The following is a 13387-nucleotide window of genomic DNA, read 5'->3' on the forward strand; positions in this document are numbered from 1 at the left end:
GCGGGAGGCACCCCGGTCAGGGCTTCTGCGGGGCCGGGGCGGCACCCGGCTGTTGAGGCTGCTGCTGCGACAGGGTCGCGAGCGTCAGCATGTTCATCATCCGGGTCACCGCATCCTTGGTGATGCTGGAGACCAGGGAGTTCGGGTCGGCGTTGAGGGCCTGGAACTTCTGGTAGACCGGGTCGTCGTAGATCTTGGCGAGCTGCTTCAGCTCGTCGTCGCTGAACTTCTGGGCGTATTCCTTCGACAGATCGTCGAGGAGCTTGGCGCGCTCCTGCTCGAAGCCCTTGTCGAGGTCGGGCCGCATCGTGTCGGCCTGCTCCTTGGTGACCGAGGCCAGCGTGCGCTCCTCGGCCTGCCGGAAGGCGAGGCCGAGATTCCTGACCACCGTGCGCTCGACGATGGTGCGGGCGAGCGCGACGCGGTCGTCGGCGCGAGCCGCCGGAGCGGCCAGGGCCAGCGCGAGGGCGAGGAGGGGAAGGGACTTCGTCATGAGCGTTTCCTGATCGGGGCCTTGCGTGGCCGCGGACCGAAGGCCCGGCCCGCGCGCCAGCGTCAAGCACCTCCTTCGGACAGGGGCCGCGCAAAGCGTCACCCGCCCTGCGGCACGATTGTCCGGAGAAGAGTGAGGCGCCTCTCCCCTCTCCCGAGTGGGAGAGGGGCCGGGGGTGAGGGTGGCTCGGCCTCAGCAAGAAGACTGGGCCGTGCCGCTGGCAGCTCGACGGTTCATAGTTCGTGGTGAGACCTAGCCACCCTCACCCCTACCCCTCTCCCACGCGGGAGAGGGGATCCCGCGCCATTCTGGGATCTTCGTAAGCTACTGTTAGAAAACGTTTTTGTCGTCGACGAGCGCGCTTTCGTCGAATGTGTGGATCTCCTCCGGACGGGCGTGCCGCTGTGGGGGAGGGGTCACGCCGCTCGGCGCCTCACACCCGCTCGATGATCGTTGCGGTGCCCATGCCGGCGCCGATGCAGAGCGTGACCAGCGCCGTCGTCTTGCCGGTCCGCTCCAACTCGTCGAGCACGGTGCCCAGGATCATCGCGCCGGTGGCGCCGAGCGGGTGGCCCATCGCGATGGCGCCGCCATTCACGTTCACCTTGGCCGGATCGAGGTCGAAGGCCTGCTGGAAGCGCAGCACCACCGAGGCGAAGGCCTCGTTGATCTCGATCAGGTCGATGTCGGCGAGGCTCATGCCGGCGCGCTTGAGCACCTTGCGGGTCACGTCGACCGGCCCGGTGAGCATGAGCGCCGGGTCCGAGCCGATATTGGCGAAGGCCCGGATGCGCGCCCGCGGCTTGAGGCCCGCCGCCGACCCGACCTCCTGCGAGCCGATCAGCACGGCAGCGGCGCCGTCGACGATGCCGGAGGAATTGCCCGGGTGGTGGACATGGTCGAGGGCCTCGACGTCCGGATGGGCGGCGATCGCCACCGCCTCGAAGCCGCCCATCTGGGCCATCTGGGCGAAGGAGGGCTTGAGGGCGCCCAGCGTCTGCATGTCGGTGCCCGGCCGCATATGCTCGTCGCGGTCGAGGATCGTGAGCCCGTTGACGTCCTTGACCGGAACGACGGCCTTGGCGAAGCGGCCCTCGTCCCAGGAGCGGGCGGCCCGCTTCTGCGATTCCACCGCGTAGGCGTCGCAGGCATCGCGGGAGAAGCCGTACTTGGTGGCGATCAGGTCGGCCGAGACGCCCTGCGGCATGAAGTAGGACTTCACCGCGATGGCGGGATCGACCGGCCACGCGCCGCCCGAGGCGCCGAGCCCGATGCGGCTCATCGACTCGACGCCGCCCCCGACCGTCAAGTCGTGCTGGCCGCTCATCACCTGGGCGGCGGCGAAGTTCACGGCGTCGAGGCCGGAGGCGCAGAAGCGGTTGATCTGCACGCCCGGCACGTGGTCCCCGTAATCGGCCACGAGGGCGGCCGCGCGGGCGATGTCGCCGCCCGCCTCGCCGACCGGGTCGACGCAGCCGAGCACCACATCGTCGACCGCGGCCTTGTCGAGGCCGTTGCGGTCCTTGAGCGCGCGCAAAGCCGTCTCGGCGAGGCGAAGCGCCGTGACCTCGTGCAGCGAACCGTCGGTCTTGCCGCGGCCGCGCGGGGTGCGGACGTGGTCGTAGATATAGGCGTCGGGCATGGCGTTTCTTCCCGGGAGAGGGCGGGCCGCGCGGGATGGGGCCGCGCGGCGGAGGACAGGGCGGGCCGGCGGGCAGCCCGCTCAGATGGGATCGGCTTCGAGCCGGACGATGCGCGTCTCGCGGCCGTCGAGGCGATCTTCGATCGCGCCGAAGCGGGCCTCGCCGCGGCTTTCCAGGCGATCCGCGCGTTGCTCAAGCCGGTCGACCGAAGCGCGGATCGCGCCCAGGTGCTCCAGAACCAGGGTCTCGGGTTCGGCCATCGCGGCGCTCCGGGCTTGCTCCAGGCTAGAACATCTCCGCCGGCACCGCCATGACGGTGTCCGCGCCGGCCGAGATGCGGGCGAGGCGGGTGCCGGTCTCGGGCAGGAGTCGCTCCATGTAGAAGCGGCCGGTGGCGAGCTTGGCCTCCATCCGGGCCGCGTCGCCGTTGCCTTCGGCCTTGCGGGCGGAGGCCGCCTTGGCGATCCGGCCCCACATGTAGCCCATCGCCACGAGGCCCAGCAGGTGCATGTAGTCGGTGGCGGCCGCGCCCGCATTGTCGGGCCTGGCCATGGCGTTCTGCATCAGCCACATCGTGGCCTTCTGGAGGTCGCCCACCGACTTGGCGAGGGGGCCGGTGAAGGTCTTGAGGGTCTCGTCGGCGCCGTTCTCCTTGCAGAAGGTCTCGACCTCCTGGAGGAACCGCATCATCGCCCGGCCGCCGTCGCGCGGCAGCTTGCGGCCGACGAGGTCCATGGCCTGGATGCCGTTGGCGCCCTCGTAGATCTGGGCGATGCGGGCGTCGCGCACGAACTGCGACATCCCCCATTCCTCGATGTAGCCGTGCCCTCCGAACATCTGCTGGGCGTCGACCGCATTGGCGAAGCCGCGGTCGGTGAGGACACCCTTCACCACCGGAGTCATCAGGCCCATGTGGTCGTCGGCGGCCTGCCGCTCCGCCGGGTCGCCGGAGCGGTGCGCCACGTCCGCCTGCAGGGCGGTCCAGAGCACGAGGGCGCGGCCGGCCTCGTTTAAGGCCCGGATCGTGAGCAGCGTGCGGCGCACGTCCGGGTGGACGATGATCGGGTCGGCGGGCTTCTCGGGCGCCTTCGGCCCGGTGAGCGCACGGCCCTGCAGCCGGTCCTTCGCGTAGGCGACGGCGTTCTGGTAGGCGACCTCGGACAGGGCGAGCCCCTGGATGCCGACCGCCAGCCGCGCCTCGTTCATCATCACGAACATGGCGTTGAGGCCGCGATTGGCCTCGCCGACGAGCCAGCCCGTCGCGCCGTCGTAGTTCATCACGCAGGTGGCGTTGGCGTGGATGCCCATCTTGTGCTCGATCGAGCCGCAGGACACCCCGTTGCGCGCGCCGAGGGAGCCGTCCGCGTTGACCAGCACCTTCGGCACCACGAAGAGCGAGATGCCCTTCGTGCCCGCCGGCGCGCCCTCGATCCGGGCCAGCACCAGGTGGACGATGTTCTCCGACAGGTCGTGCTCGCCGGCCGAGATGAAGATCTTGGTGCCGGTGATCGCGTAGGAGCCGTCCGGGTTCGGCACGGCGCGGGTCTTCAGCAGCCCGAGATCCGTGCCGCAATGCGGCTCGGTGAGGTTCATGGTGCCGGTCCACACCCCCTCGATCATCTTCGGGAGGTAGGTCCGCTTCTGCTCCTCCGAGCCGTGCACCAGCAGGGCCGCCATCGCACCCTGGGTCAGCCCCGGATACATCCCGAAGGCGATGTTGGCCGAGGAGATGAATTCCTGGATCACGCTGTTGATCGTGGCGGGCAGGCCCTGGCCGCCGAACGCGACGGGCATCGACAGCCCGTTCCAGCCGCCGCTCGCGAACGCCTCGTAGGCCGCCTTGAAGCCCTTCGGGGTGGTGACGCGGCCGTCCGGATGACGGGTGCAGCCCTCCGCGTCGCCGGGAAGGTTGAGGGGCGTCAGCACCTCCTCGCAGAGCTTCGCGCCCTCGGCCAGGATCGCCTCGACCACGTCCGGCGTCGCGTCCGAGAAGCCCGGCAGGTTGCTGTAGCGCTCGTACCCGAATACGTCGTTGAGGAGGAACAGGACGTCCTCCACGGGCGCCTTGTAGCTCGGCATGGCCCCTCGTCTCCCTCGATCCCTCCACGGCTGTGCCGCCGCGAGATGGTTCACATGTAAACTATCTCGAGGCCGGGGGAAAGGGGGGAGGGGGTGTGGACGGTGGGGAAGGGGGTTCCCTCTGGGACAGGGGCCCGCCATTCACGTCCGCCGCGATGGGACCGCCATGGCAAGCGGCCCGGTGCCCGGGATGCCGAATCGGGGAATCCATCGCGCGTGCGGGCTTCTTCATTCACGCTTCTCGAGACGAGGCGCAAAATTCTCCACCGGCGGCACAGCTGTCCAGAGAAAACGCGAAGCACTTCTCCCCTCTCCCACTCGGGAGAGGGGATCCCGCGCGAGCTGATATGGCGTAGTTTTCTGTTGAAATGGCACTTTTAAGAAACCAAAGCTCCCGAAAAGTAGCCTCTGATTTCCTCAGACAGCAGCGCGCGTGCGAGGCAGAGGGGATCGCGCATCAACAACGAAGAGCGAATTGGCTAGTCGACACCGAGCAGTCGACGGCAGAATGACTTCATTTGTGATGACCGGTGGCACTGGCGGCAAAATAGTAATTTTTCTCTGATATTGCCGGATAAATAGCTAAACGATCCATTTGCCGCATGAATAATCCTCTTCGATCGCAGGACAACCGCAAGAGACCCTGCGTCATCGGCGCCCGATCCTTCGCCCCACCTCGCGTGGTAAGCGAACCCCACGCCGGCCCGTTCATGACCCCGAGAGCCGTCCCGTGACCCCTGCCATCGTCTGCACCGCCGACCGCCGCGACCTTGCCGAGATCACCGGGCGATGGCGCTGGCAGGAATTCTTCGGCAAGCGCGGCCGGTCCCTCGACGAGGTGCTGGCGGCGGAGAGGGCGGGCGCGGCGGCCCCACCGCCGATGCCGCGCGTGCTCGTCCTCCTCGACAGCGGCACGCCGGTCGGCATGGCGGCACTGGCCGCCCGCGATCTCGATCAGCGGCCCGACCTCACCCCCTGGCTCGCGGGCGTCTACGTCGTGCCCGAGGCGCGCCGCCAGGGCCATGCGGGCCGCCTCGTCGCGGCGGTCGAAGCGCGCGCGAGGGAGGCCGGGTTCTCCACGCTATGGCTCTACACCCGGACCGCGGAGCGCATCTATGCCAGGGCCGAGTGGATCACGGTCGAGAGCGTCCGGAGCCACGGCAAGGACTACGTGCTGATGCGGCGCGACCTGCCCGCCGCGCCCTGAGCCGCATTCATGAATGGGCGGGATGGTCGTGGTGCTCGGGCAGCGTGAGCCCGAAATGCCGAACCAGATCCTGCACCTGCGCGGGCGTCAGATGGCGCGGGTTGAGGTTGCGCAGGAGCAGGTAGAGCTTGGCGGTCTCCTCCAGCTCCTCGGTGGCGAAGACCGCCGCTTCCAGCGTCTCGCCCGCCACCACCGGCCCGTGATTGGCGAGCAGCACCGAGGAATAGGCCCCCGCGAGGCCCCGGATGGCATCGGCCACCGCCGGATCGCCCGGGCGGTAATAGGGCACCAGGGCCACCGCGCCCGCCCGCATCAGGCTGTAGGCGGTGAGCGGCGGCAGCACGGCCCGCGGGTCGATTTCCGGAAGCATCGAGACCGCCACCGCGTGGGTCGAGTGCAGGTGCACGATGGCGCGGGCGCCGCCGCGCGACTCGTAGAGCGCCCCGTGCAGCGGGATCTCCTTCGTCGGGGGGTCGCCCGAGAGCAGGCGGCCGTCCCGGTCGAGGCGGGAGATCCGCGCCGGATCGAGGAAGCCGAGCGAGGCGTTGGTCGGCGTGACCAGCCAGCCGCCGTCGTCGAGCCGCAGCGAGATGTTGCCCGACGAGCCCGGCGTCAGCCCGCGCTCGAACAGCGAGCGGCCGAAGCGGCAGATCGACTCCCGAAACCCGCTCTCGCTCATCGCGCTCCCTTCCTCACGCCGTCGCCCCGACGATCAGTTCGAACCCGAGATCGACCACGGTCGCGGGCGCGTCCGCGCAGAGGAGGCGCGCGGCGGTCGCGCCCGCCTCCACGCGCGGCGTGCGGATCGTGGTCAGCGGCTGCGGCATCAGCCGCCCGACATCGAGCCCGTTATAGCCGAACAGGGCGAGGCGGTCCGGCACCGTCAGCCCCGCCGCGAGGCAGTGGAAGTAGCCCCCGAGCGCCATGTCGTCGTTGGAGAAGTACACCGCCTCGCAGTCCGGCGCCCGCGCGAGCAGCGCCGAGAGGCCGTGCCGCCCCGCCTCCACGGAGGACGGCGCGGTGATCCGCTCCTCCGCGTGGAGCGCGAGCCCCGCCTCGCCGAGGGCCGTGCGGAACCCCGCGTAGCGCTTGCCCGCGCGCCGGTCCCGGTCGAGATCGTGGCCGAGATAGCCGATGCGCCGATAGCCCCGCGCCACGAGGTAGCGGGCGCTGGCCTCGCCCGCCGCGCGGTTCGAGTAGCCGACCACGATGTCGATCCCGGCGCCGTCCACGTCGAGGAGCTCCGCCACCCGCACGCCGCTGGCGGCGAGCCGCCGCAGGGTCCCGGGCGTGTGCTCGAGCCCGGTCACGAGCAGGCCGGCCGGACGCCAGCTGAGCAGCGAGGCGACGAGATCCTCCTCGCGGTCGTCGTCGTAATCCGTCACAGCGATGACCGATTGGAACCCCTCGGCGTCGAGAGCGCCCGTCGCCCCGCGCAGGACGTCCGGGAACACGATGTTGGTGAGCGACGGGATCACGATCCCGATCAGGCGCGACCCGGTCGAGGCGAGGGTGCCGGCGATCCTGTTCGGCACGTAGCCGAGGCGCGCCACAGCCGCCTCGACCTGGGCGCGGGTGCGCTCCGAGAAGGAGCCGTGGCTGCGCAGCACCCGCGAGACCGTGCTCTCCCCGACCCGCGCCTCGCGGGCCACGTCGGCCAGCGTCACGGCCCGGCGCGGGATCGCGTCGCGGCCCGGCGGGGCCGCCGCGGGCCCGTCGGGCCCGTCGACATCCTGCATGGTTCCTCCCCGCCCGGGACGGCGTCGAAGGCCCCCCTTCCGCCAGCCGGTCCGCTACGATGTCACGACTTCAGGTCCCGCTCAACGCGGCGGCGCGTGTTCCGCAACCGCAGATTGGCAGCGCTGCCAGAGCTTGTTATGCCTTGGCCGACCGGTGCGGACGATGGTGGGGTTCGACCTCGCGGGCCGTCGTGCCAGAGTGCAGCAAGCGTCGCGTCTCGGGGACCCGTCCCCGGGGTGAGACGGCGCCACAGGGAGGGAATGCCGCGATGACCGCAGGGTCTGTCCGTGCCGCCGTGATCGGCCTGGGCTCCATGGGCTACGGCATGGCGCAGTCGCTGCGTCGCGCCGGCCTCGACGTGGCGGGTTTCGACCTCGACGGCGAGCGCGTCTCCCGCCTCGCGGCCGAGGGGGGACGGAGTGCCGCGAGCCCGGCGGAGGCCGCCGCGGGGGCGCAGGTTGTCGTCTGCGTCGTCGTGAACGCCGCCCAGACGGAAGGCGTGCTGTTCGGCGAGGGCGGCGTCGCGGCGGCGATGCCGGAGGGCGGCGTCTTCGTCTCCTGCGCCACGATGGACCCGGACGTGGCGCGGCGCCTCGCGGCCCGCCTGGAAGCGCAGGGGCGGCACTATCTCGATGCGCCGATCAGCGGCGGCGCCCAGCGCGCCGCGGAAGGCGCCCTGACGATCCTGGCCTCCGGCAGCGCCGAGGCCTTCGCCCGGGCGCGGCCGGCCCTCGACGCCATGGCGGCCACCCTCTACGAACTCGGCGACGCGGCCGGGCAGGGCGCCGCCTTCAAGATGATCAACCAGCTGCTGGCCGGCGTGCACATCGCCGCGGCGAGCGAGGCCATGGCCTTCGCGGCCCGGCAGGGGCTCGACCTGAACAAGGTCTACGAGGTCATCACCGCCTCGGCGGGCAATTCCTGGATGTTCGAGAACCGCATGCCGCGGGTCCTCACCGGCGATTACGCGCCGCGCAGTGCGGTCGAGATTTTCGTGAAGGATCTCGGCATCGTGCAGGACATGGCGCGGGCGCAGCGCTTCCCGGTCCCGGTGGCCGCGGCCGCCCTGCAGATGTTCCTGATGACCTCCGCAGCCGGCATGGGGCGCGACGACGATTCCTCGGTGGCCCGCCTCTATGCCCGGGTCACCGGCACCGCGCTGCCCTGACGCGCCGCGCACGGGAGGAGACCATGCCGCGCTTCGCCGCCAACCTCACGCTGATGTTCACCGAACATCCTTTCCTCGACCGCTTCGCCGCGGCGGCCGGGGCGGGCTTCACGGCCGTGGAGTTCCTTTTCCCCTACGACCACCCGCCCGAGGCGATCGGTGAGCGCCTGCGCCGCCACGGCCTCACCCAGGCCCTGTTCAACCTGCCGCCCGGGGACTGGGCCGCAGGCGAGCGCGGGCTGGCGGCCCTGCCCGACCGCTTCGCGGAGCTCAAGGCGGGGGTCGAGACCGCGCTCGCCTACGCGGCGCAGACCGGGGTGCGCCGCCTCCACCTGATGGCCGGCATGGCGGACCGGGCGGACCCGGCGGCGCGGGAGGCCTACCGGCGCGCCGTCGCCTGGACCGTCGAGCGCCTCGCCCGCGAGGGCCTCGACGTCGTGCTGGAGCCGATCAACGCCCGCAACATGCCGGGCTACTTCCTGAACGATTTCGGCTACGCGGCGGACCTGATCCGCGACCTCGCGCTCCCGAACCTCAAGCTCCAGTTCGACCTCTACCACTGCCAGATCCTGCACGGCGACGTGACCACGCGGCTGCGCGCCCTGATGCCGCTCGTCGGCCACGTGCAGACCGCGAGCGTGCCCGACCGCCACGAGCCCGGCACCGGCGAGATGAACGACGCCTTCCTGTTCGCAGAACTCGATCGCCTCGGCTACGACGGCTTCGTCGGATGCGAGTACAACCCCAAGGCCGGGACCGAGGCGGGTCTCGGCTGGTTCGCGCCCTACCGGGGAGCCCAGCCATGACCCTCTCCCTCGGCTGCGTGGCCGACGACTACACGGGCGCGTCCGACCTCGCGAACACGCTGACCCGGGCCGGCCTGCGCACGGTCCAGACCATCGGAGTGCCGGATCCCGGTCTCGCCCTGCCGGATGTCGACGCGGTGGTGGTCGCGCTCAAGAGCCGCTCGATCGCCGCCGACGAGGCGGTGGCGCGCTCCCGCGAGGCCGAGCGCTGGCTGCGCGCCCGCGGCGCCGGCCACGTGATGTTCAAGGTTTGCTCGACCTTCGATTCCACCGACGCGGGGAATATCGGCCCGGTCACCGACGCGCTGCGCGCCGATGCCGATGCGGGGATCGTCCTCGTCACGCCGGCCTTCCCGGAGACGGGCCGCACGGTCTACCAGGGCCACCTCTTCGTCGGCGCCGTCCCGCTGCACGAGAGCCCGCTCAAGGACCACCCGCTCAACCCGATGCGGGATTCGAACCTCGTGCGGGTCCTCGCCCGGCAGAGCCGCGCGCCGGTCGGCCTCGTCGACCTCGCCACCGTGGCGGCGGGGCCGGAAGCGGTCCGCGCGCGCCTCGCCGTCCTCGCGGCCGAGGGCAAGGGGGCGGCGATCGCCGATGCGGTGTTCGAGGCCGACCTCACCACCCTCGGGGAGGCCTGCCTCGCCGATCCGGTCTCGACCGGCGCCTCGGGCCTCGGGCTCGGCCTCGCGCGGGCGCTGGTCGCGAGCGGGCGCGTCCCGGCGACCGCCGCCGATGCGGCGCGCGGCGAGCCGGTCGGGGGACCGGCCGCCTGCCTCGCGGGCAGCTGCTCGCAGGCGACCCTCGCCCAGATCGCCGCCGCCGAAGCGGTGATGCCGGTGCGCCGCCTCGACGCCGAGCGGCTGATGGCGGGCGACGACGAGGTCGAGGCGGCCCTCGCTTGGGCCGGCCAGCGCCTCGCCGCCGGCCCCGTCCTGATTGCGTCGAGCGCCGGCCCGGAAGCGGTCGCCGCGCTCCAGGCCCGCCACGGGCGGGAGGCGGCCGGGCACGCCATCGAGACGGCGATGGCTCGCATCGCGGAGGGCCTGGTGCTCCGCGGGGGCCTGCGCCGCCTCGTCGTCGCGGGCGGCGAGACCTCCGGCGCCGTGGTCGACGCGCTCGGCATCACGGCCTTCCGCGTCGGACCCGAGATCGCGCCCGGCGTCCCGGTGCTCGACACGGTCGACCGGCCGATGCGGCTCGCCCTGAAATCCGGGAATTTCGGCGGGCGGGACTTCTTCTCCGACGCGCTGAAGCTGATGCCGTAAGCGGATCTCTAGCGTCGCCGCGGGCCGCGATGTCCACCTTCTGCTCGGACAGTTCCACCCGTGATGCGATGGTACCCCATCGCACTGGATCCCGCTGATTGGGAGCCAACATATCTCCTCATGCTAAGGTGCCGCCGCCGGCGGCCTCGAAGCACCCCTGAACACCCAGTCCGAGGCGCCATCCTCTTGGACGAACCTTCAGGGGTGCTCCGAGGCTGGCTGCGCCAGCACCTCCGCATGAGGAGGTTGCAAGCTCCAAGGCCGTCCGGCTACCCGCCGGCGTAGCGGAACGGCTCCGCCCGCGCGGCGTCGTAGACGCATTCCCCGGCGACCCAGGTCGCCCGCACGGCGCGCTCGTCGCCGAGCGTCATCAGCACGAACATCAACTCCTCGATGCTCTCGCAGCGCGCCGTCCGGAAGGCGAGGAAGGGGGTCGCGTCGAGGGCGAGCACGCAGAGGTCCGCGTCGTGACCCGGCGCGATCCCGCCGATCCGGTCGTCGAGGTGAAGGGCCGCGGCGCCGCCCAGCGTCGCGAGGTAGAAGGCCCGCAGCGAGTCGAGCGGGGTCCCCCGCAGGGCCGCCACCTTGTAGGCCTCGCCGAGCGTGCGCAGGGCCGAGAAGCTCGTCCCGGCGCCGAGATCGGTGCCGATCCCGACCCGGACCGGGCGGCGCGGATCGAGGGCGTCGAACAGCCGAAACAGGCCGGAGCCGAGGAACAGGTTTGAGGTCGGGCAATGGGCCAGGGCCGCGCCGGTGGCGTGGCAGGTGCAGAACTCCGCCTCGCTCACGTGGATGCCGTGGCCGAACACCGCGCGGGGCCGCACGAGCCCGGCCTGCGCGTAGACGTCGAGGTAGCTCGCCCGGCCCGGGAACAGGTCGAGCACCCAGGCGACCTCGGCGGGGCTCTCGCTGAGATGGGTCTGCAGGAAGAGGCTGTCGTCCTGGCGCAGGAGCGCGCCGGCCGCCTCGAGCTGCGCCGGGCTGCAGCTTCCCGCGTAGCGCGGCGTGACGGCGTAATGCTGGCGGCCGCTTCCGTGCCAGCGCCGGATCAGCGCCAGGCTCTCCGCGTAGCCGCGCTCGGGCGTGTCGCGCAGATCCTCCGGGGCGTGCGTATCCATCAGGACCTTCCCGGCGATCATGCGGGTGTTGAACCGCGCCGATTCGGCGAAGAAGGCCTCGACCGAGTGCGGATGCACCGTGCAGTAGACCGCGGCCGTGGTCGTGCCGGCCCGCAGGATCTCGCGCAGGAAGACCCGGGCCGCGGTAGCCGCGTGGGCCGGGTCCGCGAAGCGGCGCTCCTCCGGGAAGGTGTAGCGGTCGAGCCAGGCGAGGAGCTGCTCGCCGTAGGCGCCGACCATGCCGATCTGCGGGTAATGCACGTGCGTGTCCACGAAGCCCGCGCTGATCAGCGCGTTCTCGTAGTGCACGGGCGTCACGCCGGGCGGCACCAGGGCCGGGTCGTAGGCGCTCACCGACCGGATCCGCCCCTGCGCGATCAGGATCAGCGCGTCCGGGTGATGCACGAAGCAGTCGCGCGGCGCGGCGAGGAAGGGGTTGCCGGAGAAGCTGACCGCCTGCCCGCGGACCGCCGTAACCGCACCGTCAGTGTCCACCGCCCACCTCCACGACTTTGAACAGGAACAGGGCCGCGATGCCCCAGACGATCGGCTTCACCTCGCGGCCGCGCCCGGTGAGCAGCTTCAGCGCCGCGTAGGTGAGGAAGCCGAAGGACACGCCGTTGGCGATCGAAGAGGTGAAGGGCATCAGGAGCGCGGTGACGCAGGCCGGAATCACCTCGGTGATGTCGTCCCAGTCGAGGTCGACGAGATCCCGCAGCATCAGGCAGGCGACGTAGAACAGGGCCGGCGCCGTCGCGTAGGGCGGTACCGCGCCGGCGAGCGGCGCGAAGAACAGGCAGGCCAGGAACAGGACGGCCACGGTCACCGCGGTGAGGCCTGTCCGACCGCCCTCGGCGACGCCGGTCGCGCTCTCGAGGTAGGCCGTGGTGCTCGACGTGCCGAGGAGGGAGCCGAGGAAGATCGCGAAGCTGTCGGCGACGAGCGCCCGGTCGAGGCGCGCCATGCGTCCCGCGGTGAGGAGGCCCGCCCGGCTCGCCACGCCCATCAGCGTGCCGGTGGCGTCGAACAACTCGACGAGGAACAGCACCAGTACGATGTTGAGGAGCCCGCCCGCCAGTGCCCCCCGCAAATCGAGGGCGAACAGCGTCGGGGCCATCGAGGGCGGCAGCGACACCAAGCCCTGATAGGTGTTCCCGGCAAGGTGGAAGCTGAGGACGGTCACAACCAGGATGCTGATCAGCAACGCCCCCTTCACCTCCCGCACCGACAGCACCGCCACGGCGAGGAAGCCGAGCATCGCCAGGACGGTGCCCGGCCGGTGCAGGTCGCCGAGGGTCACGAAGGTCGCCGGACTCGCCGCGACCACGCCGGCGTTGCGAAGCGCGATGAGGGCCAGGAACAGCCCGATCCCGACCGTGATGGCGATCCGCATCGCGCGGGGGATGCCCTCGACGATGAGGCGGCGCAGGCCGGTGAGCGTCACGACGAGGAAGCAAACCCCCGAGATGAACACCGCCCCGAGCGCCGCCTGCCAGGTGAAGCCCATCTGCAGCACGACGACGTAGGCGAAATAGGCGTTGAGGCCCATGCCGGGGGCGAGCGCGATCGGGTAATTGGCGAAGAGCCCCATGATCAGCGAGCCGATCGCTGCTACCAGGCAGGTCGCCACGAATACGGCGCCCTTGGGCATGCCGGCATCGCCCAGGATGCTTGGGTTGATGAAGACGATGTAGGCCATCGTCAGGAAGGTGGTGAGCCCGGCGAGGAGTTCGGTGCGCGGATCGGTGCCGTGCTCCCGCAACGCGAACAGGCGCTCCAGGAGGCAGGGCGCCGTGATGTCTGAGTCGCGCTTCGCGTCCATCCGTTCCTCACACCCACACCGATTGGCCCCGGCTTCACGAGTC

At 71.1% G+C, this 13387-nt stretch carries 13 protein-coding genes; 4 read left to right on the plus strand and 9 right to left on the minus strand.

Annotated features, from left to right (window positions below; genetic code table 11):
- Window positions 1–16: 16 nt before the first annotated feature.
- From ACW9J6_RS25200 to ACW9J6_RS25220, 5 genes are all read right to left on the minus strand, one after another.
- Window positions 17–493: a hypothetical protein gene (locus ACW9J6_RS25200; RefSeq protein WP_457115237.1), complete on the minus strand. Its 477-nt coding sequence runs from the start codon at window positions 491–493 to the stop codon at window positions 17–19.
- A gap of 433 nt (window positions 494–926) precedes the next feature.
- Entirely contained in the window at window positions 927–2135 is a 1209-nt protein-coding gene (locus tag ACW9J6_RS25205) for an acetyl-CoA C-acetyltransferase (protein WP_457115236.1), read from the minus strand.
- An 81-nt stretch (window positions 2136–2216) separates the two neighbouring features.
- Window positions 2217–2396, minus strand: coding sequence for a hypothetical protein (locus ACW9J6_RS25210; RefSeq protein ID WP_457115235.1), 180 nt, complete (start codon window positions 2394–2396; stop codon window positions 2217–2219).
- A 25-nt stretch (window positions 2397–2421) separates the two neighbouring features.
- Window positions 2422–4215, minus strand: a complete 1794-nt coding sequence (locus tag ACW9J6_RS25215; protein WP_457115234.1) for an acyl-CoA dehydrogenase C-terminal domain-containing protein — start codon at window positions 4213–4215, stop codon at window positions 2422–2424.
- Between the two features lie 514 nt (window positions 4216–4729).
- On the minus strand, window positions 4730–4867 hold the full coding sequence (locus ACW9J6_RS25220; RefSeq protein WP_457115233.1) for a hypothetical protein: 138 nt from the start codon (window positions 4865–4867) through the stop codon (window positions 4730–4732).
- 78 nt (window positions 4868–4945) lie between these two features.
- Here ACW9J6_RS25220 and ACW9J6_RS25225 point away from each other — a divergent pair, with 78 nt between their 5' ends.
- On the plus strand, window positions 4946–5422 hold the full coding sequence (locus tag ACW9J6_RS25225; protein ID WP_457115232.1) for a GNAT family N-acetyltransferase: 477 nt from the start codon (window positions 4946–4948) through the stop codon (window positions 5420–5422).
- Window positions 5423–5429: 7 nt separating this feature from the next.
- On the opposite strand, the gene otnC is transcribed toward ACW9J6_RS25225, so the two are convergent.
- Together otnC and ACW9J6_RS25235 are read right to left on the minus strand one after the other, a co-directional pair.
- Entirely contained in the window at window positions 5430–6101 is a 672-nt protein-coding gene (otnC, locus tag ACW9J6_RS25230) for a 3-oxo-tetronate 4-phosphate decarboxylase (protein WP_457115231.1), read from the minus strand.
- A gap of 13 nt (window positions 6102–6114) precedes the next feature.
- Window positions 6115–7161: a LacI family DNA-binding transcriptional regulator gene (locus ACW9J6_RS25235; protein WP_457115230.1), complete on the minus strand. Its 1047-nt coding sequence runs from the start codon at window positions 7159–7161 to the stop codon at window positions 6115–6117.
- 269 nt (window positions 7162–7430) lie between these two features.
- On the opposite strand from ACW9J6_RS25235, the gene ltnD reads away from it, so the two are divergent.
- The 3 genes from ltnD to otnK are packed head-to-tail and all read left to right on the plus strand — an operon-like array spanning window position 7431 to window position 10404.
- Window positions 7431–8330 carry an L-threonate dehydrogenase gene (gene ltnD / locus ACW9J6_RS25240; RefSeq protein WP_457115229.1) on the plus strand — a complete coding sequence of 300 codons (900 nt, stop codon included), beginning with the start codon at window positions 7431–7433 and terminating at the stop codon, window positions 8328–8330.
- Window positions 8331–8353: 23 nt separating this feature from the next.
- Window positions 8354–9136 carry a 2-oxo-tetronate isomerase gene (gene otnI / locus ACW9J6_RS25245; protein WP_457115228.1) on the plus strand — a complete coding sequence of 261 codons (783 nt, stop codon included), beginning with the start codon at window positions 8354–8356 and terminating at the stop codon, window positions 9134–9136.
- Window positions 9133–10404, plus strand: a complete 1272-nt coding sequence (gene otnK, locus ACW9J6_RS25250; protein ID WP_457115227.1) for a 3-oxo-tetronate kinase — start codon at window positions 9133–9135, stop codon at window positions 10402–10404. The genes otnI and otnK overlap by 4 nt, the downstream gene beginning before the upstream one ends.
- A gap of 269 nt (window positions 10405–10673) precedes the next feature.
- Here the strand turns inward: otnK and guaD are convergent, their stop codons facing one another.
- Together guaD and ACW9J6_RS25260 are read right to left on the minus strand one after the other, a co-directional pair.
- On the minus strand, window positions 10674–12017 hold the full coding sequence (gene guaD, locus ACW9J6_RS25255) for a guanine deaminase (RefSeq protein ID WP_457115226.1): 1344 nt from the start codon (window positions 12015–12017) through the stop codon (window positions 10674–10676).
- Entirely contained in the window at window positions 12007–13344 is a 1338-nt protein-coding gene (locus ACW9J6_RS25260; RefSeq protein WP_457115225.1) for an NCS2 family permease, read from the minus strand. Before ACW9J6_RS25260 ends, guaD begins: the two co-directional genes overlap by 11 nt.
- Between the last annotated feature and the right edge of the window lie 43 nt (window positions 13345–13387).

The organism is Methylobacterium sp. JK268 (genome assembly GCF_054052225.1).

Excerpts from the sequence above, each read along its gene's own strand:
- ACW9J6_RS25200 (WP_457115237.1), bottom strand. The coding sequence starts at position 493 with ATGACGAAGTCCCTTCCCCTCCTCGCCCTCGCGCTGGCCCTGGCCGCT.
- ACW9J6_RS25205 (WP_457115236.1), bottom strand. The coding sequence starts at position 2,135 with ATGCCCGACGCCTATATCTACGACCACGTCCGCACCCCGCGCGGCCGC.
- ACW9J6_RS25210 (WP_457115235.1), bottom strand. The coding sequence starts at position 2,396 with ATGGCCGAACCCGAGACCCTGGTTCTGGAGCACCTGGGCGCGATCCGC.
- ACW9J6_RS25215 (WP_457115234.1), bottom strand. The coding sequence starts at position 4,215 with ATGCCGAGCTACAAGGCGCCCGTGGAGGACGTCCTGTTCCTCCTCAAC.
- ACW9J6_RS25220 (WP_457115233.1), bottom strand. The coding sequence starts at position 4,867 with ATGACGCAGGGTCTCTTGCGGTTGTCCTGCGATCGAAGAGGATTATTC.
- otnC (WP_457115231.1), bottom strand. The coding sequence starts at position 6,101 with ATGAGCGAGAGCGGGTTTCGGGAGTCGATCTGCCGCTTCGGCCGCTCG.
- ACW9J6_RS25235 (WP_457115230.1), bottom strand. The coding sequence starts at position 7,161 with ATGCAGGATGTCGACGGGCCCGACGGGCCCGCGGCGGCCCCGCCGGGC.
- ltnD (WP_457115229.1), top strand. The coding sequence starts at position 7,431 with ATGACCGCAGGGTCTGTCCGTGCCGCCGTGATCGGCCTGGGCTCCATG.
- otnI (WP_457115228.1), top strand. The coding sequence starts at position 8,354 with ATGCCGCGCTTCGCCGCCAACCTCACGCTGATGTTCACCGAACATCCT.
- otnK (WP_457115227.1), top strand. The coding sequence starts at position 9,133 with ATGACCCTCTCCCTCGGCTGCGTGGCCGACGACTACACGGGCGCGTCC.
- ACW9J6_RS25260 (WP_457115225.1), bottom strand. The coding sequence starts at position 13,344 with ATGGACGCGAAGCGCGACTCAGACATCACGGCGCCCTGCCTCCTGGAG.